This window comes from Roseibium album (assembly GCF_965233825.1).
Classification (GTDB): domain Bacteria; phylum Pseudomonadota; class Alphaproteobacteria; order Rhizobiales; family Stappiaceae; genus Roseibium; species Roseibium album.
The window spans coordinates 229,806-253,560 of sequence record NZ_OZ247583.1; the positions used below are offsets into that span (position 1 = coordinate 229,806).

Sequence of the window (23,755 nt, forward strand, 5' to 3'; positions counted from 1 at the left end):
AAGGTTCCGCCTTGCGACGCCTCGCTCCCGGTGCCTCCGGGCGTGAAGCACCGTGGTTCTGGCTGATGCTTTATCCGTGTGAGCGATAATCCCGGGGGGCCGTTCCGAAGCGCGTTTTGAACATTCGCGTCAGGCTCTGCTGGTTCTCGATACCCCATCTGAAGGCAATGTCGCTGATCGACTGGCGGGCATAGCGGGCGTCCCTGAGATCGGCGGCGATCCGGCTCAGCCGCATGTCGCGGATCGTCGATGCTATCGACCTCTGGTCACTTTGATAGATTTCCGACAGGCGGCGCAGCGAAAGCCCCAATTCCGCAGCGAGTGAACGGCGGTCGAAGTCGGGCCGGTGCAGGTTGGAACGTATTGTGGCATCCGCGCGCAGCAGGAGTTGCTGTTCCGGCTTGGAGAGCTCGTATTTCGTTTCCTGAAGCGACGCGAGGCCGGTTACGAAAAGGTCGACAACCGTTTCCTGGAGGGATTGTTTCACGGCATCCGGAGACTGGTCGATGGCACTGACAAGTCTGACAGCGCTGTCATTGATGATGCCGCCCAGCACGCTGCGCCCGGAAACACCGATTCCGGTGAGAAGATCCGCCTTGGGCAGACGGTTGAGCAGGTCTTCCCGCGGGATCTGCACGACCAGTTGCCGGAACCCATCCGGCAGTTCGAGCCTGTAGCGATCGACACTGCTGTAAAGCGCGAAGTCACCCGGCTGAAGGCTGGCTTCGCGGTCATGCTGGCTGACACTCCCTTCCCGCCGCATCTGCAGGCTGATCAGGAAACTCTCCTCGCCCGCACGCGCAATGTCCTTCCGTCTGCGTCGGACTGACTGCTGGCTGCCCGAAACAAAGGACGCCGACAGACGGGACAACCGGTTGAGGACGATCTCGCCGTCAAATTCATCCGGGTGGGAACACTCGCAATCGAGGTGGACATAGGCATCGCAGACGGCTTCCCGCCAGAAGGCAAAGCGTTCAACTTGCCGGACGCTGTTGGTGCTCAGCAATATCGCCATCTGTGACGACCTCCTTGGACGATACGACTAGCACAGACCGCCCGATTTGCGAAGTTCTCCGGCCAATCCGCCCAAAAAGCCGCCTTTTTCCGCACCGAATGCGAAGAGCTCCGAAAGCAGCCATGCCACGCTTGCGGACGATCACACTGCTCTGGAGGAAGCATCATGACAGCACCATTCAAGGCGGCGGCCGTTCAGGCGTCTCCGGTCTTTCTCGACCTGGACGCAAGCGTCGACAAGGCCATCAGCCTGATCGAGGAGGCAGCCGCAAAGGGCGTCAAGCTCATCGCATTCCCCGAGACCTACCTGCCGGGCTACCCCTGGTATATCTGGCTCGATGCAACGGCCATGTACATGCCACTCGTCCCCCGCTACGTCGCCAACTCCATTCAGGAAGGCAGTGAGCAGGACAAACGCCTGGCCCAGGCGGCGAAAGACAACGACATGCATGTCGTCATGGGTCTTTCCTGGAACGTCAACGGGACGCTCTACATGGGCCAATGGCACTATGGTCCGGATGGTGAGATGATTTCGCGGCGGCGCAAGCTGAAACCCACCCATGTGGAACGCACGGTGTTCGGCGAAGGTGACGGCAGCGACATGTCGGTTCACGACACAGACCTTGGCCGGGTCGGCGCACTCTGCTGCTGGGAACATATCCAACCGCTCAACAAGTACGCCATGTATTCACAAAACGAACAGATCCATGTCGCTGCCTGGCCGAGCTTTTCGCTCTACGAAGGCGGTGCCTACGCCCTTGGACCTGAAGTCAACGAAGCCGCAAGCAGGATCTACGCTGTCGAAGGCCAGTGTTTCGTCCTTGCGGCCTGCGCCACCGTCTCCGACGAAATGGTTGAATTCCTGTGCGACACGCCGGTGAAGCAGCAACTGCTCAAGAAGGGCGGCGGCCACGCGCGCATCTTCGGCCCGGATGGGTCTCCGCTCGGCGAAAACCTCGCACCCGATGAAGAAGGCCTGGTCATTGCCGAAATCGATCTCAACATGATCGCGATAGGCAAAGCCGCCGCTGACCCTTGCGGTCATTATTCCAGACCGGATGTGTTCCGGCTGATGTTCAACAGGAAACCGAGCCCGCCGGTCATGGCGTTCGACAATGAGGCAGCTCGCTCGGTGGAAATGACCGAGGCCGACGAAGATCGGCTATCCAAATCCGCCGCCGAGTAGACGTCCACATGAACCTGAGCGTGCGGAAACGTTCCGCGCGCTCCATTGCTTCCGGAGGCAAGAATGCTGACCGCAGACGAATTCTACACGAGTGAACAACGCGAACTGCAGAAACGGTTCGACAGCTCCAGGCTGGCAGACACGGTCGTCACCGCAATCGTTCGCGACGAGATCGAAGAGCCGCACATACCCTTCATAGAAAGCCGGGATTTCTTTTTTCTCTCAACCGTCAGCGCCGAAGGTGAACCGACCGTGAGCTACAAGGGTGGTCCGGTCGGGATCGTGAAGGTGCTGGATTCAAGAACGCTGGTCTTCCCGAGCTATGACGGTAACGGCATGTTCAAGTCCATGGGCAACATCCAGGCCGCGTCCAAGGTTGGTCTGCTGTTTATCGACATGGAAACTCCCAACCGCGTAAGGGTCCAGGGGAACGCGACCCTGTCCGAAACCGATCCTGAACTGGCCCGTTATCCGGGTGCGAACATGCTCGTGCGTGTCGCCGTGACATCCTGCTTCCTCAACTGCGCCCGTTACATCCACCGGCACCAGCGCGTTTCGGCCAGCCCGTACGTACCCGACAACAAGGGTGAACAGCCTCACCCCTCCTGGAAGCGCATCGACCTTGTGCAGGACTCGTTGCCGGAAGACGCTCGCGCAAAAACGCAGGCTGAAGGCGGCACGATCACGATGGAGGACTACGCGGAAAAGCTGATGGCCGGAGAATCATAATGGAACCCTCGCTGGAATAGCGTGCCCAGTTGCAACGAAATTCAGCAACGCTCAGATGTTTTGACCTAGCGTAGATCCTGGACGGCTTGGAGAGATGACACCTTGAGAATGACGGAAACGTCCTCCCTGTCCCTAGACATAACGGCGGGCCACTTCAAAAAAGGGGAGGATCAAATTGCGTTTCTCGTATTATCCTTTAGAAATCAGGTAACGGAAACCATGGAGTGGAGCGGCTGAAAATGGATATCGCCTGAGCAGGAAATCACCATTGATATTTTGCTCAACGGAGACAACCCATGCCTTCCGAAACTCCTCACGTGGTTTCATCAGCCCTAACCCCCTATCACGTTGCAACGCTTTCCGAACGGCCGGATCTTCTGAACCTGCACCAGGAAACAGGCGGGTCTGCCTGGCCTGAATTCATGCTGCATGACCCGGTTGCCGTCGCCAACTGGGGGAAAATGATGTCGTACTTTGCCGGCGACCAGCTTTCCCTGCTCGTCGGAGACAAGATCGCAGCGGTCGTCAACATGGTTCCGCTCAAGGTGGACGCCGACTTCGGCAAACTCCCGGACACAGGTGTGGACTGGGGCGTTGAAAAGTCCGTGTCCGATCACGAGGCCGGAATTCGGCCCAACGCCCTGATGGGTCTGCAGGTTGTTGTAGCGAAAGAATTTCGAGGGAAAAAATTCAGCGGAATTGCAACCCGTGAGGTGATCGCACACGCCAGGCGACACAAGCTCCAATTTGTCGTGCTCCCGGTCAGGCCGAACGAAAAACACCTCTACCCGTTGATCCCGATGGCGGACTACATCCATTGGAAAAATCCCGAAGGACTGCCGTTTGACAGCTGGCTGCGCGTTCACAAGCGGCTGGGAGGCGATATGATCTCGATATGCCACAAGTCGATGATCATTCCAGGCACGGTCGGTGAATGGGGGGATTGGACGGGACAAAGTTTCCCCGGTTCCGGCCGATACATCGTCCCGTTCGCCCTGAATCCCATCGACATCGACCTTGAGCGGGATCGAGGGCTGTACGTCGAACCGAATGTATGGGTCGTGCATCACGTGGCCGTTTAGGCGCACGAACCTTGCGAGACGGTTTGCTGCTGCTCCCTTGACGCCGCGTGGCCTTGGAGACCGCCGGATCTTTGTTCGGCTGCCTATGAGAGTTGCGCGGAAATTGACATTTGCCTGGTTTCCGCGAGGAGCCAGTCGCAGAAACATCTGGCGTCCTTGCGGTTTTTCGTGGCATCGATCAGATAGAAATAATCCCGATCGTGTTCCAGAAATCCGTCAAGTTTCAGGAGCGACCCGTCTGCAAGATAGGAATTCACAAGAGGGTAGCCGGCAAGAGCCACGCCTTGCCCCGCAATGGCAGCCTGCAGCATGTTGATATAGGTGTTCATCACGACACCACTCGCCTCGGGCGGAGCATGAAGATCGTTCAGCCGGAACCAGTTCGGCCAACGGGCACCAGGACGGTATATGCCGGAGAGATGAAGCAGGTTTTCGCTCAAAAGGTCTTCCGGCGAGGCAAGCGGGGTTCGCGCGGAATATTTCGGGCTGACGACCGGAAAAATCCTCTCCTGCAATAGTCTTGTGACGTTGTCCCACGGCGGCGGTGTCCGCGCGTAACGGACGGCGACGTCGACGCCTTCTGCCACGAGGTCCAGCATCCGGTCGGAGACGACAAGGTTCAGTTCGATCTCCGGATGCAGATTGTTGAAGTTTACAAGCCTTGGCATGAGCCAGTAGGTCGAAAAGGCAGACGTTGTCGTTACCGTCAGCCGTGTTCGGCCGGAAACAGCCGATACGTTGTTGAGCGCACCTGCGATCTGATGCAGGGCGGGACAAACCTCCGCCTCAAGCATGCGGCCAGGTTGCGTAAGGACGACCTTGCGATGGCCGCGATGGAACAGGCGCACGCCCAGCAAATCTTCGAGCTCCGCAATCTGCCGGCTAACGGACACCCGCGTGATCCCGAGAGCCTCTCCAGCTCGTGTAAAGTTGTCGTTTCGACAAACTGCCTCAAAAGTAATGAGATGCGGTAGTTTGGTAAGCGTCTTGCGCAAGTTTCCCATAACATTCAAGCTAACAGATTGAACCGGATTTTGGAACTTCACAAACCCGGTTCATGAGCCGAACATGATGCGGGAGAAATGCATCTTGACGTGCTTGGGAGGAGAGTATGAGACAGCTATCACTAGTGGCACTGGCAGCGGTTATGGCATCCGCCGCGCCTGTTGTGGCACAGGAACTACCGGGAAATGGTGTGTCCGTATCCCCGATCAAGGGGTCACCGGCGAACGCCTGGTTCCAGCACATGGTCGTTCAGCTCGGCCTTGAAGCCCTGGGGTATGATGTCCAGGAAACGCTCGAAGCGGACTTTCCTGCCGTTCATCTGGCCGTCGCCTCCGGCGATGCGGACTACACTTTCAATCACTGGAAGCCGCTTCATAACGGCTTTTTCGACAAGTCGGGCGGTGAAGCCGTCATGACACGGGTCAACGCATCGATCACCGGCGCCGGGCAAGGATACTTCATCGACAAGAAAACCGCCGAAGAGCACGGCATCAAGGATATCGGCCAGCTCCAGGATCCTGCCGTCAGTGCAATCTTCGACAGTGACGGCGACGGCCGTGCCAACCTGTCTGGATGCAATCCGGGATGGGGCTGCGAACTGGCAATCGAAAAGCACCTGGACGACTACGATCTGCGTGAAACCGTCCAGCACGACCAGGGCAGCTATTTCGCCATCATGGCGGACACGATTACGCGCTACAATGAAGGCGGGTCAATTCTCTACTACACCTGGACGCCAAACTGGATCAGCGATGTTCTTGTTCCAGGGAATGATGTTGTCCAGGTCGGTGTGCCGACGGACGGTGAGTTTGATGCCGGCTTCGCGGTGAACGACGTCTATATCGTCGCAAACAATGACTTCCTCGAAGAAAACCCGGCGGCGGCAAGGTTCTTCAAGCTGGTCAAGATCCCGATCGCGGCTGTGAACGCCGCTCAGGTAAAATTGCGGGACGGTGAGAACACCCTCGAGGATTTCCGACGCCATGCGGAAGACTGGGTCGAGGAAAACCAGGCGGAGTTCGACGGCTGGGTCACCGAGGCAGCCAAAGCAAACTGATATCCCTCCCCACCTTCAGAGGCGCGGCGCTCGCCGCGCCTGTTTTTCTCAAAGGGAGTTCGTCATGAGCGAAGCCCAGATCGAATGCCGGGACTTGTGGAAGATTTACGGCAAGCGGTCCGACGAGGCCATGCAGGCCGTTCTTTCTCAAGGGTTGTCCAAGGAAGAAGTTCGCGATCGATTCGGCTGTGTCCTCGGCGTTCGAAACGCGAGCTTCTCGGTCAGAAAAGGCGAAATTTTCTGTATCATGGGTCTGTCGGGCTCTGGAAAATCGACACTGGTACGACATGTGAACAGGCTGATTGAACCGACAGCCGGAGAGATTCATGTTGCCGGCAAGCGCGTCGACACGATGGGTGAAGAGGCACTCAGGCAACTGCGGGCGGAAACCATCGGAATGGTTTTCCAGCACATGGCCTTGTGGCCGCACCGAACCCTTGGAGAAAATGTCGGGTTTGGTCTCGAGGTACGCGGTGTGCCGCTGGCCGAGCGGCGCAAATCGGCAGAAGCAGCGCTGGAATCGATGGAACTCGCCGGTTGGATCGATCACTATCCCGATCAGCTTTCCGGGGGCATGCAACAACGTGTCGGCCTGGCTCGTGCCCTTGCCGCCGACCCGGAAATTCTTTTGATGGACGAGCCGTTCTCAGCGCTTGATCCGCTGATCCGCAGGCAACTGCAGGACCAGTTTCTCAGCCTGTCCGAACACATGCAAAAGACCACCCTTTTCATTACCCATGACCTGGATGAAGCGATCCGGATGGGCGACCATATCGCCATCATGAACGACGGCGAAATCGTCCAGGTCGGAACGCCGGAAGAGATCGTGACCAATCCGGTCAACGACTATGTTGCGGATTTCGTCGAGGGTATAAGCCGCATCGGTCTCATTAGCGTCGAAACGATAATGGAACCGCTTGAGGGCCGTGACCCAACTTCCAGGCAGATACAGATCGATGCGGAACTGGGACAGATCATCGACAGTTTCATGGATGACCAGTCTCCCTTGACCGTGAGAGACCGGGAGAACACACCCGTAGGACTGATCACAATCAAGGCGGCGCTCAAGGCTTTGCGCGGTTAGGGCCTCTTCGAAGAACAAGGAGTCACTCGATGGAACCAAATCGTCCTGGATCCGAGGCACGGAACCCGATGAGATGTAGGGCATCGGGTGAATTCAGCAGCGTTTTCGGTGAGTTGACCTTGCCTTCCGGACGTCGGGGCGCTCTGCCCGAAGTCAGCCGGAATGCGGCGCCAATCGCATCTCGTCAAAAGAAACGAAAATCGGGTCTGGTGACCCAATGTGCATCAGACGGACGCTAGGGAGGCGGCTGTGGATCTCTGGAACATATTCGACAAGGAATGGATTCCGATCGGCGTCTGGGTTGAAAGCGCCCTGCAATGGGTCGTTGTCAATTTCCGCTTCATCTTCCAGGCTATCAAGGTACCGTTCGATATCGTTCTGACCGCCCTTGAAGACGGACTGACCGAGGCACCGGATCTTCTGATCCTGGCGTTGATTGTGCTGATTGCCTGGCAGGCCGGCGGGCGCAGGCTTGGTATCATCGCAGCTGTCTGCATGACCGCGATCGGCCTGATGGGTGCCTGGGAAGAAAGCATGACGACCCTGTCGATCGTGTTGACCTGTGTTGTCTTCTGCTCGCTGATCGGCATCCCGCTCGGCGTTCTTGCGGCCAAGCGCGACAGGTTCTGGATGGTGCTTCAGCCGGCTCTCGACCTGATGCAGACGATCCCATCCTTTGTCTATCTCGTGCCGATCGTGATGCTGTTTTCCATTGGCAATGTGTCAGGGGTCATCGTGACGTTCATCTATGCGCTGCCCCCGGTCGTGCGTCTCACAAATCTGGGAATTCGCCAGGTACGCCCTGATATGGTGGAAGCCGCCAGGGCTTTCGGTGCATCCAACCGGCAGACCCTTTACAAGGTGGAACTCCCGCTCGCCCTGCCGACGATCATGGCAGGCGTCAACCAGACCATCATGATGGCACTTTCCATGGTGGTCGTTTCCTCGATGATTTCCGTAACGGGCCTCGGGCAGATGGTATTGCGCGGCATTGGCCGCCTGGACATGGGACTCGCGACAGTCGGTGGTCTCGGCATTGTTTTCCTGGCCATTGTCATTGACCGGGTGTCCCAGAGCTTCGGTCAATCGTCCCGCGACCGTAATCATCAGAAATGGTACGAAACCGGCCCGATCGGGGCTGTCAGAACACTGGTCCGCAAATGAAAATGTCTCCCAACATATTGTTCCTTCAGGTCGACCAACTGACCGCGTCCGCGCTGCGTGCCTATGGTGACCGGATCTGCCATTCACCTGCTCTCGACAGGTTGGCGGAAAACGGAGTTGTCTTCGAAAACGCCTATTGCAACTTCCCGCTTTGTGCACCGTCGCGGTTTTCGATGGCTACCGGCCAGCTTTGTTCCGCTGTCGGCGCATATGACAATGCGGCCGAGTTTTCAGCCGAAATACCGACATATGCGCACTATCTCAGGGTGGCCGGCTATCAGACCGCGCTTTCTGGGAAAATGCATTTCATCGGACCCGACCAGTTTCATGGTTTTGAAAAACGTTTGACCGCCGATCTCTATCCAGCCGATTTTGCCTGGGTTCCCAACTGGGCGAACGAGGGAAAGAGAGACACGAATGACGACCGTGCCGTAAGGATCGCCGGCATTTGCGAACGCTCTGTGCAAATCGACTACGACGAGGAAGTTACGTTCAGGGCCGTGCAGCACATTTACGACATGGCCCGCTCTTCCGATGAACGGCCATTTTTCCTGCAGGTCTCCTACACGCACCCGCACGAACCCTATCTTTGCCGCAAGGAATTCTGGGATCTCTACGAGGGAAAGGAAATTCCGATGCCAAAGGTCTCGGCCCTTTCCGAACAGTCGCACGATCCCCATTCGGTTCGCCTCTTGAAGGATTTCGGCATGCTCGGCATCCGCTTCAAGGACGAGGACGTGAGCCGCGCCATACGTGCCTACTATGGCTCCATAAGCTACCTCGACAGCCTGATTTCCCGTGTTCTGGATGCGCTTTCAGCCACCGGTGCGGCGGAAAACACCGTTGTCGTCTTCACATCCGATCATGGTGAAATGCTGGGCGAACGCGGCATGTGGTTCAAGAAGCATTTCTTTGAAAAAGCCCTTCGCGTTCCGCTGATCGTCAAGGCTCCCTGGATTGCGGCACAACGGGTGAGCGAACTGACGTCGCTTGTTGACCTATTGCCGACATTCGGCAGTCTTGCAGGTTCTCCCACACCAGTGGAACCCTTGGAAGGGATCGATCTCATGGACTTGCTTGACAAGGGCAATCCGCCACCTCAAAGGCCAGTCTATGCCGAGTACCTGGCCGAAGCGACGCCTGCGCCGATCTTCATGATCCGAAGACAGAACCACAAATTCATCTCCTCCTCTCACGATGGGATAATGCTGTTCGATCTGGCAGCGGATCCGGACGAACTCACAAACCTGGCCACGTCGGAAGTCCATCAACCGCTTGTCGAGGCGTTCTGTGAGGAAGTCAGAACCAAATGGAACGAGACCGAGCTTGTCGATGCCATCCTGCTCAGTCAAAAACGCCGCGCCCTGGTCCGTGATGCCATGAACACGGGACAGAAACACCTTTGGAATCACGGGGAAAAGGAGACCGACAGCGTGCTCTGGTACCGCGGTGTCCAAGGCTATAACGAATGGGCCTTCGACTATATCTAGGTCTGGTTGTCAGCCCCTTGAATGTCCCGGTGGCATGCCTGTTGTCACCGCCTTCTTCGCAGCGCGAGAACGCCGCCGGTCTGAAGGACGGCGGCGTTCCTGCACGATCGTCAGCCCAGATTGCGCCTATGCCTGCGAACCGGCTCTCGCCAGCACCAGATCATCGGACCGTGGACCTTCCGGTTCAAGCGGCAGTTTGCGCGGGTAAGGATCCCCTTGCTTATAGGAACCGGCCGCGGTGAACAGAACATCGGACGACGAGTTCAATCCGGTTTCCGCTGAATCCTGCAAGACACCGACAATGAAACCGATGCCTACCACCTGCATTGCAGTCGCGTTGTCGATACCGAACAGGCTGGCAGCCATCGGTATCAGCAACAGTGAGCCCCCTGCAACGCCCGAAGCTCCGGTCGCTGCTATCGCGGCAATGAAACTGAGCAAAACAGCCGACAGGAAATCGACCTCTAGGCCCATGGTATTTACCGCCGCAAGTGTCATGACGGTAATTGTTATGGCCGCGCCGGCCATGTTGACCGTCGCCCCGATCGGGATCGTCACCGAATAGGTTTCCTCGTCGAGTTTCATGCGCCGGCAGAGTTCCATATTTACGGGGATGTTGGCGGCGGAGCTCCGCATGAAGAACGCGGTGATCCCCGATTCCCTCAGGCAGGTGAAGACCAGGGGATAGGGGTTCTGTCTTATGCGCAGGAAGACGATCAGCGGATTGACCACGAGAGCCATGACAACCATGCAACCGATCAACAGCGCCAGCAGGTTCGCGTAGCCGACAAGCGTTCCAATTCCGGTTTCGGCGATGCTGGACGCCACAATTCCGAAGATGCCGACAGGTGCCAGCCGGATGATAGCCGCGACGATCCTTGTGACCCCCTTGTCGAGATCCGACATGAGGACTTTGGTCGTATCATTGGCATGGCGCAGAACAAGGCCAAAGCCGATTGCCCAGGCCAGAATGCCGATGTAGTTCGCCTGGGCAATGGCATTCACCGGATTATCGACCATCTTCAGCAAAATGTTCTTCATGACCTCGCCCAGACCACCAGGCGCGGCCATGATCTCGGGAGTTCCGGTCAATTGAAGCGTAACGGGAAACAGGAAGCTTGCCGCCACTGCAAGAAGTGCTGCCGAGAAAGTGGCGATGACGTAAAGAGAAACAACCGGGCCCATATGCGCCTGGCTGCCCTTTTTGTGGTTGATGATGGCAGCGCTCACGAGGATCAGCACGAGAACGGGGGCAACGGCTTTCAAGGCATCTACAAAGAATTCGCCGAGCAAACCCACTGCCTGGCCCGCTTCGGGCCAAACGGTGGCAAGAAGAACGCCGGCCACAAGCCCGACGGCGATCTGGGTTACCAGGCTGCCTGGTAGGAGGGACTTCATCGCAATCATCCTGTCTGGTTTGGTTCGTTGATGGAAACGCGACCACACGCCCCGGCTGAGGAAGAGCGGCGCGACTGTCTCTCGGGACCTCTGGCTGATTGCGGTCTGCCTTCAATCCGGATTCAGGAACCTCAGGAAGAAACGCAACACGGCGTGTCAGCCGTACTGCATGCGAATTGATGATTTTGACTTTGCCGACGGAACGAACGTGGTTTGTCGCATTGCCGCCCTGGCCAAATTCAAGACCTGGCACTTCCCGAGACCAGGTATCTGGGAGTGCAAGGTGAACAACGGGTGTCCGAAAGATTACGTTTTCGCAAGTGTGCACTTTCCGGCCTGAAATCGCTCGATCCATGCATTTGAGCACGGACCAACACGATCAGCCTGCGGATGTTCCTTCACATGAGACTGGATGGCGACAAGATCGGGGTTTGCCGCCAGTCGATGATCATTCCGGAAACAATCAGTGATTGGGAGGACCGCACGGGACTGGGTTTCCCTGGATCCGGCCGGTACATCGCCCCTTTCGCCCTGAAACCCATCGACGTTGACCTTGAGCGGGATCAAGGGGTGTATGTCGGGCCGAATGTCGGGGTGGTTCACCGCGCATCGACATGATCGCGCAGACCAAAACGCACCGTCTGCAGGTGTCCCAGAGCAACATCCGCCAGATTGGCTGTGAGTGCCTGGCATGCCCGGCGGTATCAGGTCAAAGAGGGAGGAAAGGCAGAAACATCAGCTGACGCGTCATGTCGTCACTCGCACCGGAAAATCAGACCTTCTGCGATACAGTCCTGGTTCCTTGTCGCTCTATTGCCGGCGGTTCAAAGGCTTCGATACTCTCATCCTGCCGATAGGTTTCGACTGCCACGAGGCAGGAATGCGCAACCGGTCCCTGTGCCAACTCGGACGTACCTGCATCCCTGGTAACCGTATTGGGGTTTCCATGCCGGCAAAGAATTGTTCCGTTTTTCTGCGGCACGGCATCCAACCAGGCCCCCGTGCTCATTTGAACGACACCGGGCATGATATCTGCGTCCAGCTTTGCAGTTGCAAGACAAGCGCCACGACGATTGTGAACGCGGACACAATCCCCATCGGCAATGCCCGATCTTTCAGCATCTGCGGGATGGATCTGAAGCGGTGTCCGCCCCTTCAGCTTTGCTGAACGGCTGGTTCGGCCCTGGTCCAGTTGTGAATGCAGTTTGTCTGCCGGCTGACTGGAAATCAGGTGATATGGAAAGCGCTTTTCAGCGCGGCCGAGCCATTCCTCGGGCTCATACCAAGCCGGGTGTGGCAACACCGGATTGTCTTCAAAGGCTGCGATGGAGGTAGATGTGATCTCGATCTTGCCACTCGGTGTTTTCAAGGGTGACCCCGCCGGATCCCTGCGGAAGGCTGCGAACGCGTCCTCCGGCACTTTTGGCCGCTCGGTTTCGTGCCATCCTTTGGCGAGAAAACTGTCGAAATCGGGTAGTTCAACACCGCTGCTGAGTGCGTGGATGCTACTTTCCGAATAGAGCCATTTCATCCATTCAGAGGCCGACTTGCCGTCGGTAAAAGTCTCTTCGACACCAAGCTCCCGACTGAGACCGCGAAGGATATCATGGTCATCGCGGGCCTCTCCGACCGGAGAGACAACCGCTTTCATGGCAATGACAAAGCGGTCCCTTGGCGTGATCATGATGTCGTCACGCTCCAGCGGCGTGGTGCATGGCAATACGATGTCAGCGCGCTTTGCGAGTGCATTCCAGCAATAGTCATGCACCACGACCGTTTCCGGCTTCTGCCAGGCGGCCGACAGCCGCGTCAGGTCCTGGTGATGATGAAAAGGATTGCCCCCTGCCCAGTAAACCAGCCGGATATCAGGATAGCTGCGCCGTTCGCCATTGAAACGATACTCTGAGCCGGGGTTGAGCAACATGTCGCTGATGCGGGCAACCGGAATGAAGTCGTCAACCGGGTTCTTCAGCTGAGGCAAGGCTGCGTAACGGACAGGAAGTCGCTCATTGCCCACGGAGTTGGCAGCACCATAGCCATATGCGACCCCGCCGCCAGGCAATCCGATCTGCCCCAGCATGGCGGCAAGCACGGTGGCCATCCAGAACGGCTGCTCGCCATGTTCCTGCCGCGTCAACGACCAGCTGACCGAGATTATCGTCCTGGTGGCCGACATGCGTTTTGCCAGCAGACGTATTTCACTCTCGGGTATTTGCGCGATCTCCGCCGCCCAGGCTGCCGTTTTCGCAACGCCGTCTTTTGCTCCGGCCAGATATTCGGCGAACTCCTGAAAGCCTGACGTGTAACGCTCGAGAAAAGCGTTGTCGTGCCAGTTGTTGCTCATGATCTCGTGCGCCAGACCCAGCATGATGGCAACATCGCTTCCTGGACGCGCGGCAAGCCAGGTAGCGCCCAATTCACTGGAAACGTCGCTTCGGATCGGCGAAACATTAACAAAGGAGACGCCCGCTTCTTTCGCCTGCCTCAACCCTTCACGGGTTCGATGGTATCCAGTACCGCCTGAGCTGACCTGACTGTTTCTCAAAGGCATGCCGCCGAACGCGACAATCAATCCTGTATGCTTGGAAACCGATTGCCATGGCTGCGGTGAATGGATGAAAGCGGTCGCGTCCCCCAGAACATGGGACAGGATAACTTCGCCGGCGGCCAGGGAGTATGAGTTCACCGATCGGGTGTATCCGCCGATGCAGTTCAAGAACCGGTGCAGCTGGCTCTGCGCATGATGGAAACGTCCTGCTGATGACCACCCGTATGATCCCCCGTAAATCGCCTGATTTCCGTGTTCTTCGCGTACCCGGTTCAACTCTTCGGCGACCAGCTTTTCCGCTGTCTCCCAGCTGACCTCGACAAAATCGTCCCGGCCGGTCCGCGCCGCCACGCCGTCGCTGCGATTGTCCAGCCAGGCCTTGCGCACCGCGGGTGTCTTGATACGCACCGGATCGTCGATTGCATCAAGGTACCCTTGCCCGATCGGTGACGGATCCGGGTCGTGTTCGAACGGATGCAGCGCCTCAAGCTTCCCGTCTGTGACATCGGCGCGATAGACGCCCCAATGCGCTGCGGTCAAAGGCAAGCGCGTGTGATCGCTCATCGACTAGGCCCTGTTGAAGTTATCGATCATTTCATCCCAGACCGGAACCAGATCGAGCAAGCCGTCCCAGAACGCCTGATCCCGCCGCTGGTCAAAATCATCCAGCGTCGTACCCTGCTGTTCAACCCAGGTGTAGTAGCCAAGATTGAAGATCCTTTCGCGGTCGACGCGTGTCAATTCGATCATGTGATCCGTGGATGCACCCAGAACGGAACGGCCGAATGTTTCAGCAGCTCTCACCGCGTCAAACCCGTCTGCGAAATGTTTCCTCCGGGCTATTTGCAACTCGGTCTGATACATGTCCGCGCCGTCCGTCGCTACAGTCAGGACAACGTCACTGTCTCCCAAATTCATGTATTTGGCGTATTTTATCGCACCTATGATATTCGCGAGCGCCGACAAACCGAAGTTTCCGAGATCCGAGGTCTCTTGCTGTCCCAGGCCGCGGTATCTGGAGAGATAGTCCCGCCCGGCGGTGGTATTGGCCACAAGGTTCAGACCATCGCTTGCATTATCCGGAACACCGATGACAAAATCTGCATTCATGACATTGTGGATCAACGGAACATGCTTGTCCCCAATGCCCTGAATATTGTGTTCGCCATAACCGTTGTACAAAAGTGTCGGGCATTCAAGAGCTTCGATAGCACCGATCTGACTGCCCAAAGCGGACTTCAGGTGGTCTCCTGCAGCGATGGTTCCAGCAGATCCTGTTGCAGAAACAAACGCGCGCGCCGTCAGGTTGCCTGAAACATTTACATGATTGAAAACACGTTCCATTGCCGGTCCGGTGACCGAACGATGGATGATGTAGTTTCCGTATTCGGCAAATTGATTCAGGATCAGGTTATCGGGACTCTTCGCGAGTTCGTGGCAGGCGTCATAGATCTCCTTGACGTTGCTTTCTGTTCCCGGGGTTCGATAGATGTCATTGGGATCCGCCAGCCAGGCATTCAACCAGTCAAACCGTTCCTGGCTCATCCCTTCCGGCAATACGGCGACAGATCTGCAGCCGAGCAGCTTCGAAATGGCAACGCCGCCGCGGCAATAGTTGCCCGTAGACGGCCACACGGCCCTGTGGCGTGTTGCATCAAATACGCCCGACATAAGACGCGGGATCAGGCAGCCATAAGCTGCCAGGACCTTGTGGCAATCGATCATCGGAAAGCAATTGCCGAGAGCAACAACGATCTTGGCTTTCACTCCGGTAACACGTTCATCCAGAACAATATGTTCAGGCACCTTGGCAAGCGCCCGGCGATCACGCGCATTGTGCCAGTGGACACGAAAAAGGTTCAGCGTATCTGCTGCATCAGGGTCCGCTTTTGACACAGCCTGCATTCGCGGGGCGATATGTTGTGTCGGATCAGCTAGTTCGGCTATCTTCGGCAATACGATTTCGCGCCCGCGCAGGTGATCCACATTGCGCTGATAAGCGTCACGATCGACAATGGTATCCTCTAGTCCTGGCAACATCGTACCGGCCTTTCATTAGGTTCAGATACCCGGAGACACCGGGTGAAAATCAGGTTTGTTCTGCTGGGTCCCGCCCGATCGATCCTGTCAATGTGATCCGGGGATCTGGAAATGGTTTCTGGTGAGGGCGGACGCCTCCTCTTTGATCTTTAGCGACCAATCCCGGCTTGCCGGCTTGCCACAGGTTCCCGCACAGGCGCCGGAAACTCAGTTGGCATCCAGCACGGCGTGCAGGAATTGCTTTGTTCTTTCGTTTTGCGGATCTCCGAACAGCTGTTCCGGTGATCCCTGCTCCGCGATTTTTCCTTCGTAGAAAAAGCAGACCCGGTCTGATATCTCGCGCGCAAAGCCCATCTGATGGGTCACCATGATCATCGTCAGGTTGTGTTCACTGTTGAGCGAACGAATAACGTTGAGCACTTCACCAATCACTTCGGGATCAAGCGCCGACGTGACTTCGTCCAGCAGCATCACCTTCGGCCGCATTGCCAGTGCACGGGCGATGGCAACCCGTTGCTGCTGACCACCGGAAAGGCGCGTGGGGTGTTGGTCTTTCTTGTCTCCCATGCCGACCAATTCCAGCAGATTGAGTGCCCGCTCCTCGGCGTCCTCACGGCTTAGGCCAAGAACCTGCATGGGAGCTTCCACACAGTTTTGCAGCGCTGTCATGTGAGGAAACAAGTTGAATTGCTGGAAGACCATCCCGATTTTCGAACGTCGTTCATGAAGATACTTCTCGGTGGCGAAGGTCAGACCACCGGCTTTCGGCATGTGGGTCAACGGTTCTCCGTCGACATAGATGACACCATCATTGATCTTCTCAAGCGTCATCAAGACGCGCAGCACCGTGGTTTTTCCCGACCCGGAAGGTCCTATGATCGACACCATTTCATTTTGCGCGATATCCAGGTCCAGCTTGTCCAGGACCGTAAGGGGTCCATAGCATTTGGTGACACCCGAGAACCGAACCAGCGGGCTGCCTTCCGGAAGCACTTGCGGATGGGTAGTATCCATTGATTGTTCTGCCTTAATGTCTTGTATTGCCTTGCGCACGGGCGACAGCAGCTTCAAGTCGGCGCAGCCCCAACGCTGTGGGAAGAGATATGATCAGGAAGATGAATCCGACCATCGTGTAGGGTTCCAGATATCGATAGGTCTCGGCCCCCAGTGCATTGGCGGTGTGCATGAGTTCAGCAACACCTATGGTCGCCAGCAACGGCGTATCCTTGAATATGCCCACGAGGTAGTTGCCCATGCCGGGAAGAGCGATCGGAAACGCTTGCGGCAGGATCACCCGGCGATATGTGTATCCGGTTGTGAAATTCAGCGCACGACATGCTTCCCACTGGGATTTTGGAACGCCCTCCAGTGCGCCGCGATAGACTTCCGAAAGATAGGTCCCGAAGTGCAACCCGATGGTCAGCATGCCAGCGGTCCACGCGGACAGTTTGATTCCAAACTGCGGAGCAACGAAAAACACGAAGAACAATTGAACCAGCAATGGTGTCGAACGGACAAATTCGACCAGTTCGCGAACAGGCATGTTTATCAGCCGATAGGGCGTTCTTTGCCCCAACATCAACAACAGTCCTAGAACCACGGCAATCGTGTAGCCGACACCTGCAGCAAGCAGGGTGTTACCTGTCGCCCAAAGCATCCTCGGCAGAATTTCCCAGGCAAATTCCCAGCGCCATTCCATCAGTGTTTCCTCACGCTTTGCCGATCTTGCGGGCGGCGATAAGTTCAAGCCACCTCAGAAACGGGATCAGCGCAAAGCGCGCCATGGCATAGTAGATGATCAAGGCAGTCCCAAAGACCTGGGCCGACAACCAGGTGGTTGCGTTTATCTGTTTGGCAACAAACATCAGATCAACGACCGTGATCAGCGCAACAAGCGCGGTTGCCTTCAACAGCTCGACAGTCAGATTGGCCGCCGGCGGGAGTATGATTGTGTAAATCTGCGGTATGATAATGCGCCGCATCCGACTGAACGGCGACATGTTCAGTGCCAGTGCTGCTTCATATTGGCCGCGCGGCACGGCTTGAATGCCGCCCCGGACGATCTCCGCCCCATAGGCTCCAAAATTGAGTCCCAGCGCCAGAACGCCGGATACGAATGGCGACAAGGTGAGTCCCATCAACGGCAGGACGTAATAGATCCAGTAGAGTTGAACCAGGAGCGACGTCCCGCGAAAAAACTCGATGTAAACGGTGGCTGCACCCTGTATCGCAAAATGTGAAGACAGCCGCATCAGGCCGAATACCATGGAGACGGCAACCGCCAGGAGAGTGGCGCACACCATGACCATCACGGTCATGACCGCACCATTTGCGAGTTTCGGCAGGTACTCGACTAGAAATTCCCAATAGCCCATCTGGAACTCCGGCAAAATACGTCAGACGGCTTTGCCGCCTGACGTCATCTGTATGCGGTTAGCGATTGGCGCAAGCATATTCCGTCGAGGCATCTTCGCCCGGAAGTTGAAATTCGGTGTAGCCATATGGGGCTGTTGCAGCCATCCATTTTTCACCACCGATCACCTTGGCCATGGCTTCGTTGAAAGCGGCCAGGAAATCAGGATCAGACTTGCGCATGCCTATGCCAACCCAGTTCTGGGTCCATTCCGGCATGTCGGCCGGATCGGTTACATCATATTTACCGTCCGATTTTTCGACATGTTCCTTCGCACCGAAGAATGTTTGCACCGCGACATCGGCGCGACCCGCATTCATCGCCGCAAGGATTTCAACTTCCCCTGCAACCAGCATCATTTGGCTCTCAGGCACACCTTCCTTCTTGGCAGCTTCAACGGTATTGAAGCCGGCACCAGTCACCAGCGTCGCACCGGTCTTGATCACGTCCTGGTAATTGTGAATGCCTTGCGGATTGCCGGCCGGAACGAGCATGGCATCTCCGAACAGCCCGATCGGGTCGGTGAAGTTGATGTTTTCGCAGCGGCTTTTGAGAATATACATGCCACCGGTAATGATATCGTAGCGATCGGCTTGAAGACCGGGGATCAGACCGGACCACTCGTTGACGGATGTCTCGTAGTTGGTAATTCCCATTTCCTCCAGCACCACGAGGGTCAGTGCATTGACAAAACCCAAAGGTTCTCCGTTGTCTCCAGGATAGGCCCAGGGAATTGCGGTCGCAAAGCCGAGACGAATTGGATCGCCAGCATTGATACGATCAGTCAACTCATCCGCGAGACTAGAATGCGCGGATGAAAGCAAAATCAAGCCCCCAATGGCGGATACAACCGTAGTCTTGAAAGAAGAAATCATAGCTAATCCTCTCTGTTATTTTCGAAAGTCAAATGATCCGACCAACGACATTGCCGCATTCATTGCGGTCTCATTCTCATATTATTGAATAGTTTGCTCTTCACATTATCTATTTTCGAATTATCGTGACTTGATTCAGTCAATAAATTGGAAAATCGGATGTCAGACGATCACAGCGAACTATCAAGCGTAGACCGAACTATTCTCAGCATCATGCAAAGGGATTCTAATTCCCGGATGGAATCAATTGCGGAAGAAGCCGGGGCATCGATCGCGACGGTGCAGCGCAGACTTCGTCATTTTCGGCAAGCAAACATCATCCAGCGCGAAATTGCGGTGGTTGACCCGGAGACCGTTGGTCAGGGAATGACGTTTCTCATTCTCGTCGAGTTGGAGCGGGAGCGGATCGATATCCTGGATACGTTTCGCAGAAAGGTCACTTCGGAACAACAGGTCCAGCAGTGCTACTACATAACCGGGGATGCGGATTTTGCGCTCATTGCCCTGGCAAAGGACATGAATGAATATCAAAAGCTCATTCAGCGTTTGTTTTTTGACGATACGAATGTGAAGCGATTTCGAACATCAGTGGTCATGGACCGGACCAAGGTCGGCTTGAACGTTCCGGTGTGAACAAACACCAGGGGCCCTGGAAGCCTGAAAATTACTTGGAGTGCACTGTCTGAACCCAAACCGCCCGGTCAACGCCATCCTCACGGAAATTGTACCGCCAAACGCAACATGGTCGAGCCTGCTGCCCAAACATGTTTCCGTATCGGTCTCATCGCGTCCGGCCTGCAGGTGCCCGTGTGCTGCCTGTCCTTGTCAATGACTTGGGCGATGCGGCAGCAGCAGCGCGCAGAGTGTCCGGTTTGCGGAAGCCCTTTCGTGCGACAGGTAAGTCTGGCACGGAGCGCAATGCGCGCACCTGCCTTGGCAACAAAGACCCCAACCAGACCGTCGATCGGGACAAAATCTTGACTTCACCTCCCCTCCATGCCCTTTCACCCTGATGCAACTCGTCAAAGGTCACTGGCAGCTCATAGCGATAACTTGCGTGTTGTTCCTTTTGTGGAACACACCGGTCGTCATTCCGCTCAAGATCCTGGTGGTCTTTCTGCATGAACTCGCCCATGCCGTCGCGACCGTGCTGACCGGCGGGTCGGTGGTGGATCTGTCCATATCGCCGCAGCAGGGAGGGCATGTTATCTCCAGAGGCGGCAACCGCTTCATTACGCTGTCAGCCGGCTATCTCGGGTCGCTGCTGATCGGTATCACGCTGCTGATGATCGCGCTTCGAACCAATGCTGACCGGGCTGTTCTGGCGCTGTTCGGGTGCCTGACGCTGCTGGTCGCACTCCTCTACGTGCGGGACTGGTTCGCTCTGTTCTTCTGCGCAGCAACTGGCCTTGGCATGCTGGCAATTGCCCGCTATCTCAGCCGCCCTGTCAATGACATGATCCTTCGGGTCATCGGGCTTTCCAGCATCATCTATGTGCCCTACGACATTTTCGACGACACGATCCGCCGCTCCGGCGTGCGGTCCGATGCCTACATGCTGGCCGAGGAATTCGGCGGCCCGACCATGTTCTGGGGCGCGCTCTGGCTGGTTCTCAGCCTGGGAGCCATCTTTTGCTGCGTCCGTTACGGACTGGGCGAGAACAGCAACCTTTCATTTCGCGAGAAGGCTCGGAACTAGGTCCCCGTTTTGCGGACCGCCGGTCAAACCGGCGGCGAAAGGTATGCCTGAACCGAAGCGGTCCAGAAAATGCAGGAAAGCGCCACGAGCAGCCAGAGACACATGGTCACCCAGTAGCCTGCCGGTTCGGTTGCCCGATCATACGCCCGGTGCAACCAGACCCGCCCGGTCACCAGATCGTAGGCAACCCATAACAGCAACAGGATGCCGAGGGTCGTGGTCCAGGCCATGTCAGTGTTCCCCTGTGGGGCTCAAGCGCATTTTCTGCCTGAGAATTTCATGGAACCAGCGGATCGGATCTTCAGCGCCGGGGCCTTCAGACAGGGGACCGAACTCGAAACCGGGCATTTGCAGGCCACGCTGAACCTTCTCGCAGATCCAGATGTCTTCGGTCTGAAAATCGCCTGTCTCCAGCGGCGGCATGGTCCAGTTCTCAGAGGAAATAATTCCGGTTTTCTTGTCAAAGCCCGGGATCTGTGAGCGCTCGTCTTTCAACTGCCACGGCCCGACCCACTGACGCACGTCGAGCCGGGTTCTGTCCGGCGCAACCGGCTTGAGCGCAGTCAGCGACAACCCATAAGGCGTCGGCACGATCAGCGTCGTGGGAAACAGGAAATAGACTCCGCCATATCCGGCTTCCGACGCGCTCTTGAGAATACCGCTGGAACCGGCCTCGTCGCGGATTTTCTGGGGCAGGCGATGCCGGACACCGTTCTCGGTCGCGTACCAGATCATGTGTTCGCCGGCCCGTTCCCAGATATTCTTGTCCGGCGTAGGTCCACCCAGCGTATGTTCGTGGAGATAGGCAAGGTGATAGCCATCGATAGCGTTCTCGGCAAAGACCTTCCAGTTGCATTTGAGATGGTAAACCAGTGGAACCGCTTCCTTTACATCACCGGCGCAGAGATCGTGCGGCCAGGCCAGTTCCGCAACTGGCGCAATCCAGTCCTCGAAGCGTGCCCCGGCGTTGGGATTGACAAAGATGAACTCCCGAAAAATTCCGAGCGCAGCCGGTTTCAGTCCGAGTTTCGCCCGATCGAGATCGGCAAAGCAGCTTTGCCTGTCCGGAACTCCCCTCAATCCACCGTCGAGATCATAGGTCCAGCGATGATAAGGGCAGACGATCGCGCCGCCTGTGTTCCCGTTCGCAGCATCCAGCAGGGTTGCCCCGCGATGACGGCAGAAATTGTGGAACGCGTTCAAGGTGCCGGACTTGTCGCGAACAACGACGATCGTTGCCGCGCCGATCTCAGCAAGAATGTTGTCTCCGGGCTCGGTAAGGTCCCCGACCGTACCTGCAAAACCCCAGGAATCGCGAAACAGGGATTGCTGTTCCAGCCTGTGCCGAGCTTCGCTGAAGTAAGCCTCCGGTTTCAGTCGGCAAGTATCAGTCATTGCCTGTCTCCAGCGCTGCGATCAGCAAGTTTGCCGCCTTTCTGGATAACGCCACAAACCGGTCTGAAATGCCGATCGGATAAAGCGCCTCGACGTTGAAATAGATGCCGGAAACCCCGGCAGCAGCAGCTTCCACAAGCCCAGCCGGAGCGTTGGGACAGCCGCGCGCGATCTCCGCTTCCAGACATTTGACGAAATCTGTGAGCCATTGCTGCAGCTGCGCTGCAAGCACCGCATCATCGGGTGCGGCCGCACTCAGGGCGTTGAAGACCAGAACAAGCTGAGGATTGGCACTGCGTGGATCAAACAGTGTCTCCAGGAGTGCTTCAAGCCGGTTTCCCTCCGGAAGCGATCCCAACAGATCCTCCATTGCCTCTCTGCTTCGCGTTAAAAACCGCTCGACAAGGGCTTCCTGCAAATCTTCCTTGTTTCCGACATTGTGTCGGATGAGCGGTCTGGCCAGGCCGGCAATCTCTGCCGTCTTGCCGAGTGTTGCTCCTTCCAGTCCATACCGCGCAACACACATTTCGAATGCGTCGAGGATCTGTTCCCTGCGATCATCCTTGATTTCAGGTCGCGCCAAAATGCATCTCCATTAGATTTTCAACCTTGACAATCAATTTAGGTAATCGCATTTAATTGTCAAGGTTGATAATTTTGGAGCATTCCCTTGGAAATCCTTCTATCCCCACTCAGCACTGCCTGGCTGGAACAGCTGGAAGTCTTCATCGACGACTGGTTCTTTGTACTCGCCCTCGGCTTCCTGGTCTTTGAACTGATCCGCTACCGGATCTTCAGGAAACTGAGCTGGACGCTGATTGGCGACACGTTGACGAATTATGTAACCCTCGCACTTTTCATCGGAATTACGGTTCTGGTGCTCGGAGCCTTCTACGTCGCCGCGTTCTATTACGTCTGGCGGTTCGCGATATTTGATATCGAGGTCAACTGGCTCACGGTGCTGATCTGCATCGTTCTTGCCGATCTCGTCTATTATTGGGAACACCGGTTTCTTCACCGGGTGAACCTTGGCTGGGCGACCCATTCGGTTCATCACTCCTCACCCTTCTTCAATATCTCCGTCGCCTATCGTTTCGGTCCGATGGATTCCTTTTGGCCGGTCTTGTTCCACCTACCCCTGGTCCTGCTCGGTTTCAATCCGATTGTCGTTCTCTTCGCCGAAGTGATCGTTCAGGTCTACCAGACCGCCCTTCACACCGAGGCCGTGCGCAAACTGCCGCGACCGGTGGAAGCAGTCATGAATACGCCCTCCCATCACCGGGTGCATCACGGTTCAAACGCCGAATATCTCGACAAGAACTATGCCGGCATCTTCATCGTCTGGGATCGCATGTTCGGCACGTTCGCAGAAGAGAAGGAAAGGGTCACCTACGGCCTTGTGCATCCGATCAACTCGGTGAACCCGGTCGTCGCGTTTCTGCACGGCTTCTACCGCCTCGGACGTGACGTCTGGCAAATGCCGGGCCTCGCCAACAAGGTCGGCGTTCTGCTGAACCCACCGGGCTGGCAGCCTAAAGACAAATCCGAAACGCCTTCAAAATAATGCGAGAAAACC

23 protein-coding genes are annotated in these 23,755 nt (G+C 56.6%); 11 read left to right on the top strand and 12 right to left on the bottom strand.

The annotated features are described in order from the left end of the window. Positions 1–70: 70 nt before the first annotated feature. Positions 71–1,015, bottom strand: a complete 945-nt coding sequence (locus ACO6TI_RS01050; protein WP_055113880.1) for a helix-turn-helix domain-containing protein — start codon at positions 1,013–1,015, stop codon at positions 71–73. A 165-nt stretch (positions 1,016–1,180) separates the two neighbouring features. On the opposite strand from ACO6TI_RS01050, the gene ACO6TI_RS01055 reads away from it, so the two are divergent. The 3 genes from ACO6TI_RS01055 to ACO6TI_RS01065 all read left to right on the top strand — a co-directional run bounded on the left by ACO6TI_RS01055 (position 1,181) and on the right by ACO6TI_RS01065 (position 4,011). Continuing rightward, a complete protein-coding gene (locus ACO6TI_RS01055) occupies positions 1,181–2,200 on the top strand; it encodes a carbon-nitrogen hydrolase family protein (protein ID WP_196901173.1) in 1,020 nt (339 codons plus the stop codon). Between the two features lie 63 nt (positions 2,201–2,263). Next, positions 2,264–2,929, top strand: a complete 666-nt coding sequence (locus ACO6TI_RS01060) for a pyridoxamine 5'-phosphate oxidase family protein (RefSeq protein WP_108875885.1) — start codon at positions 2,264–2,266, stop codon at positions 2,927–2,929. A gap of 296 nt (positions 2,930–3,225) precedes the next feature. Then, complete coding sequence (locus ACO6TI_RS01065) at positions 3,226–4,011, top strand: hypothetical protein (RefSeq protein WP_422384176.1); 786 nt, start codon at positions 3,226–3,228, stop codon at positions 4,009–4,011. A gap of 83 nt (positions 4,012–4,094) precedes the next feature. Here the strand turns inward: ACO6TI_RS01065 and ACO6TI_RS01070 are convergent, their stop codons facing one another. Beyond that, positions 4,095–5,015: a LysR substrate-binding domain-containing protein gene (locus ACO6TI_RS01070; protein ID WP_350185913.1), complete on the bottom strand. Its 921-nt coding sequence runs from the start codon at positions 5,013–5,015 to the stop codon at positions 4,095–4,097. 107 nt (positions 5,016–5,122) lie between these two features. On the opposite strand from ACO6TI_RS01070, the gene proX reads away from it, so the two are divergent. The 4 genes from proX to betC all read left to right on the top strand — a co-directional run bounded on the left by proX (position 5,123) and on the right by betC (position 9,811). Next, positions 5,123–6,073 carry a glycine betaine/L-proline ABC transporter substrate-binding protein ProX gene (gene proX, locus ACO6TI_RS01075; protein WP_104700869.1) on the top strand — a complete coding sequence of 317 codons (951 nt, stop codon included), beginning with the start codon at positions 5,123–5,125 and terminating at the stop codon, positions 6,071–6,073. Positions 6,074–6,137: 64 nt separating this feature from the next. Continuing rightward, positions 6,138–7,157 carry a quaternary amine ABC transporter ATP-binding protein gene (locus ACO6TI_RS01080; RefSeq protein ID WP_422384177.1) on the top strand — a complete coding sequence of 340 codons (1,020 nt, stop codon included), beginning with the start codon at positions 6,138–6,140 and terminating at the stop codon, positions 7,155–7,157. A 249-nt stretch (positions 7,158–7,406) separates the two neighbouring features. Then, complete coding sequence (locus ACO6TI_RS01085; RefSeq protein WP_055114312.1) at positions 7,407–8,321, top strand: ABC transporter permease; 915 nt, start codon at positions 7,407–7,409, stop codon at positions 8,319–8,321. Between the two features lie 2 nt (positions 8,322–8,323). Further along, positions 8,324–9,811: a choline-sulfatase gene (betC, locus tag ACO6TI_RS01090; protein WP_422384178.1), complete on the top strand. Its 1,488-nt coding sequence runs from the start codon at positions 8,324–8,326 to the stop codon at positions 9,809–9,811. A gap of 126 nt (positions 9,812–9,937) precedes the next feature. On the opposite strand, the gene sstT is transcribed toward betC, so the two are convergent. Then, entirely contained in the window at positions 9,938–11,209 is a 1,272-nt protein-coding gene (gene sstT, locus ACO6TI_RS01095; RefSeq protein ID WP_209013669.1) for a serine/threonine transporter SstT, read from the bottom strand. Between the two features lie 402 nt (positions 11,210–11,611). On the opposite strand from sstT, the gene ACO6TI_RS01100 reads away from it, so the two are divergent. Then, positions 11,612–11,827, top strand: coding sequence for a hypothetical protein (locus ACO6TI_RS01100; protein WP_159100909.1), 216 nt, complete (start codon positions 11,612–11,614; stop codon positions 11,825–11,827). A gap of 154 nt (positions 11,828–11,981) precedes the next feature. Here the strand turns inward: ACO6TI_RS01100 and ACO6TI_RS01105 are convergent, their stop codons facing one another. From ACO6TI_RS01105 to ACO6TI_RS01130, 6 genes are all read right to left on the bottom strand, one after another. Beyond that, complete coding sequence (locus ACO6TI_RS01105; RefSeq protein ID WP_422384179.1) at positions 11,982–14,321, bottom strand: molybdopterin-dependent oxidoreductase; 2,340 nt, start codon at positions 14,319–14,321, stop codon at positions 11,982–11,984. A 3-nt stretch (positions 14,322–14,324) separates the two neighbouring features. After that, positions 14,325–15,797 carry a pyridoxal-5'-phosphate-dependent protein subunit beta gene (locus ACO6TI_RS01110; protein WP_196999988.1) on the bottom strand — a complete coding sequence of 491 codons (1,473 nt, stop codon included), beginning with the start codon at positions 15,795–15,797 and terminating at the stop codon, positions 14,325–14,327. A 207-nt stretch (positions 15,798–16,004) separates the two neighbouring features. Beyond that, positions 16,005–16,811 carry an ectoine/hydroxyectoine ABC transporter ATP-binding protein EhuA gene (ehuA, locus tag ACO6TI_RS01115; RefSeq protein ID WP_055113903.1) on the bottom strand — a complete coding sequence of 269 codons (807 nt, stop codon included), beginning with the start codon at positions 16,809–16,811 and terminating at the stop codon, positions 16,005–16,007. Positions 16,812–16,824: 13 nt separating this feature from the next. After that, a complete protein-coding gene (ehuD, locus tag ACO6TI_RS01120) occupies positions 16,825–17,496 on the bottom strand; it encodes an ectoine/hydroxyectoine ABC transporter permease subunit EhuD (protein ID WP_208992594.1) in 672 nt (223 codons plus the stop codon). 10 nt (positions 17,497–17,506) lie between these two features. Beyond that, positions 17,507–18,172 (bottom strand): ectoine/hydroxyectoine ABC transporter permease subunit EhuC, encoded by a 666-nt coding sequence (gene ehuC, locus ACO6TI_RS01125; RefSeq protein WP_055113905.1) that lies wholly within the window; start codon positions 18,170–18,172, stop codon positions 17,507–17,509. Positions 18,173–18,230: 58 nt separating this feature from the next. Beyond that, on the bottom strand, positions 18,231–18,998 hold the full coding sequence (locus ACO6TI_RS01130; protein WP_235808818.1) for a transporter substrate-binding domain-containing protein: 768 nt from the start codon (positions 18,996–18,998) through the stop codon (positions 18,231–18,233). Between the two features lie 246 nt (positions 18,999–19,244). Here ACO6TI_RS01130 and ACO6TI_RS01135 point away from each other — a divergent pair, with 246 nt between their 5' ends. Both ACO6TI_RS01135 and ACO6TI_RS01140 read left to right on the top strand, forming a co-directional pair. Further along, positions 19,245–19,718, top strand: a complete 474-nt coding sequence (locus ACO6TI_RS01135) for an Lrp/AsnC family transcriptional regulator (protein WP_055113910.1) — start codon at positions 19,245–19,247, stop codon at positions 19,716–19,718. A gap of 379 nt (positions 19,719–20,097) precedes the next feature. Further along, complete coding sequence (locus ACO6TI_RS01140) at positions 20,098–20,784, top strand: M50 family metallopeptidase (protein WP_055113914.1); 687 nt, start codon at positions 20,098–20,100, stop codon at positions 20,782–20,784. A 23-nt stretch (positions 20,785–20,807) separates the two neighbouring features. Here the strand turns inward: ACO6TI_RS01140 and ACO6TI_RS01145 are convergent, their stop codons facing one another. Genes ACO6TI_RS01145 through ACO6TI_RS01155 form a run of 3 tightly spaced genes read right to left on the bottom strand, consistent with a single transcriptional unit; the run spans position 20,808 to position 22,762 of the window. Beyond that, positions 20,808–21,014, bottom strand: a complete 207-nt coding sequence (locus ACO6TI_RS01145; RefSeq protein ID WP_196896526.1) for a hypothetical protein — start codon at positions 21,012–21,014, stop codon at positions 20,808–20,810. Between the two features lies 1 nt (position 21,015). Next, positions 21,016–22,179, bottom strand: a complete 1,164-nt coding sequence (locus ACO6TI_RS01150; RefSeq protein ID WP_422384180.1) for an aromatic ring-hydroxylating oxygenase subunit alpha — start codon at positions 22,177–22,179, stop codon at positions 21,016–21,018. After that, positions 22,172–22,762: a TetR/AcrR family transcriptional regulator gene (locus tag ACO6TI_RS01155; RefSeq protein ID WP_422384181.1), complete on the bottom strand. Its 591-nt coding sequence runs from the start codon at positions 22,760–22,762 to the stop codon at positions 22,172–22,174. The genes ACO6TI_RS01150 and ACO6TI_RS01155 overlap by 8 nt, the downstream gene beginning before the upstream one ends. Before the next feature lie 87 nt (positions 22,763–22,849). Between ACO6TI_RS01155 and ACO6TI_RS01160 the strand changes: the two genes are divergently transcribed. After that, on the top strand, positions 22,850–23,743 hold the full coding sequence (locus tag ACO6TI_RS01160; protein ID WP_422384182.1) for a sterol desaturase family protein: 894 nt from the start codon (positions 22,850–22,852) through the stop codon (positions 23,741–23,743). Positions 23,744–23,755: the final 12 nt, after the last annotated feature.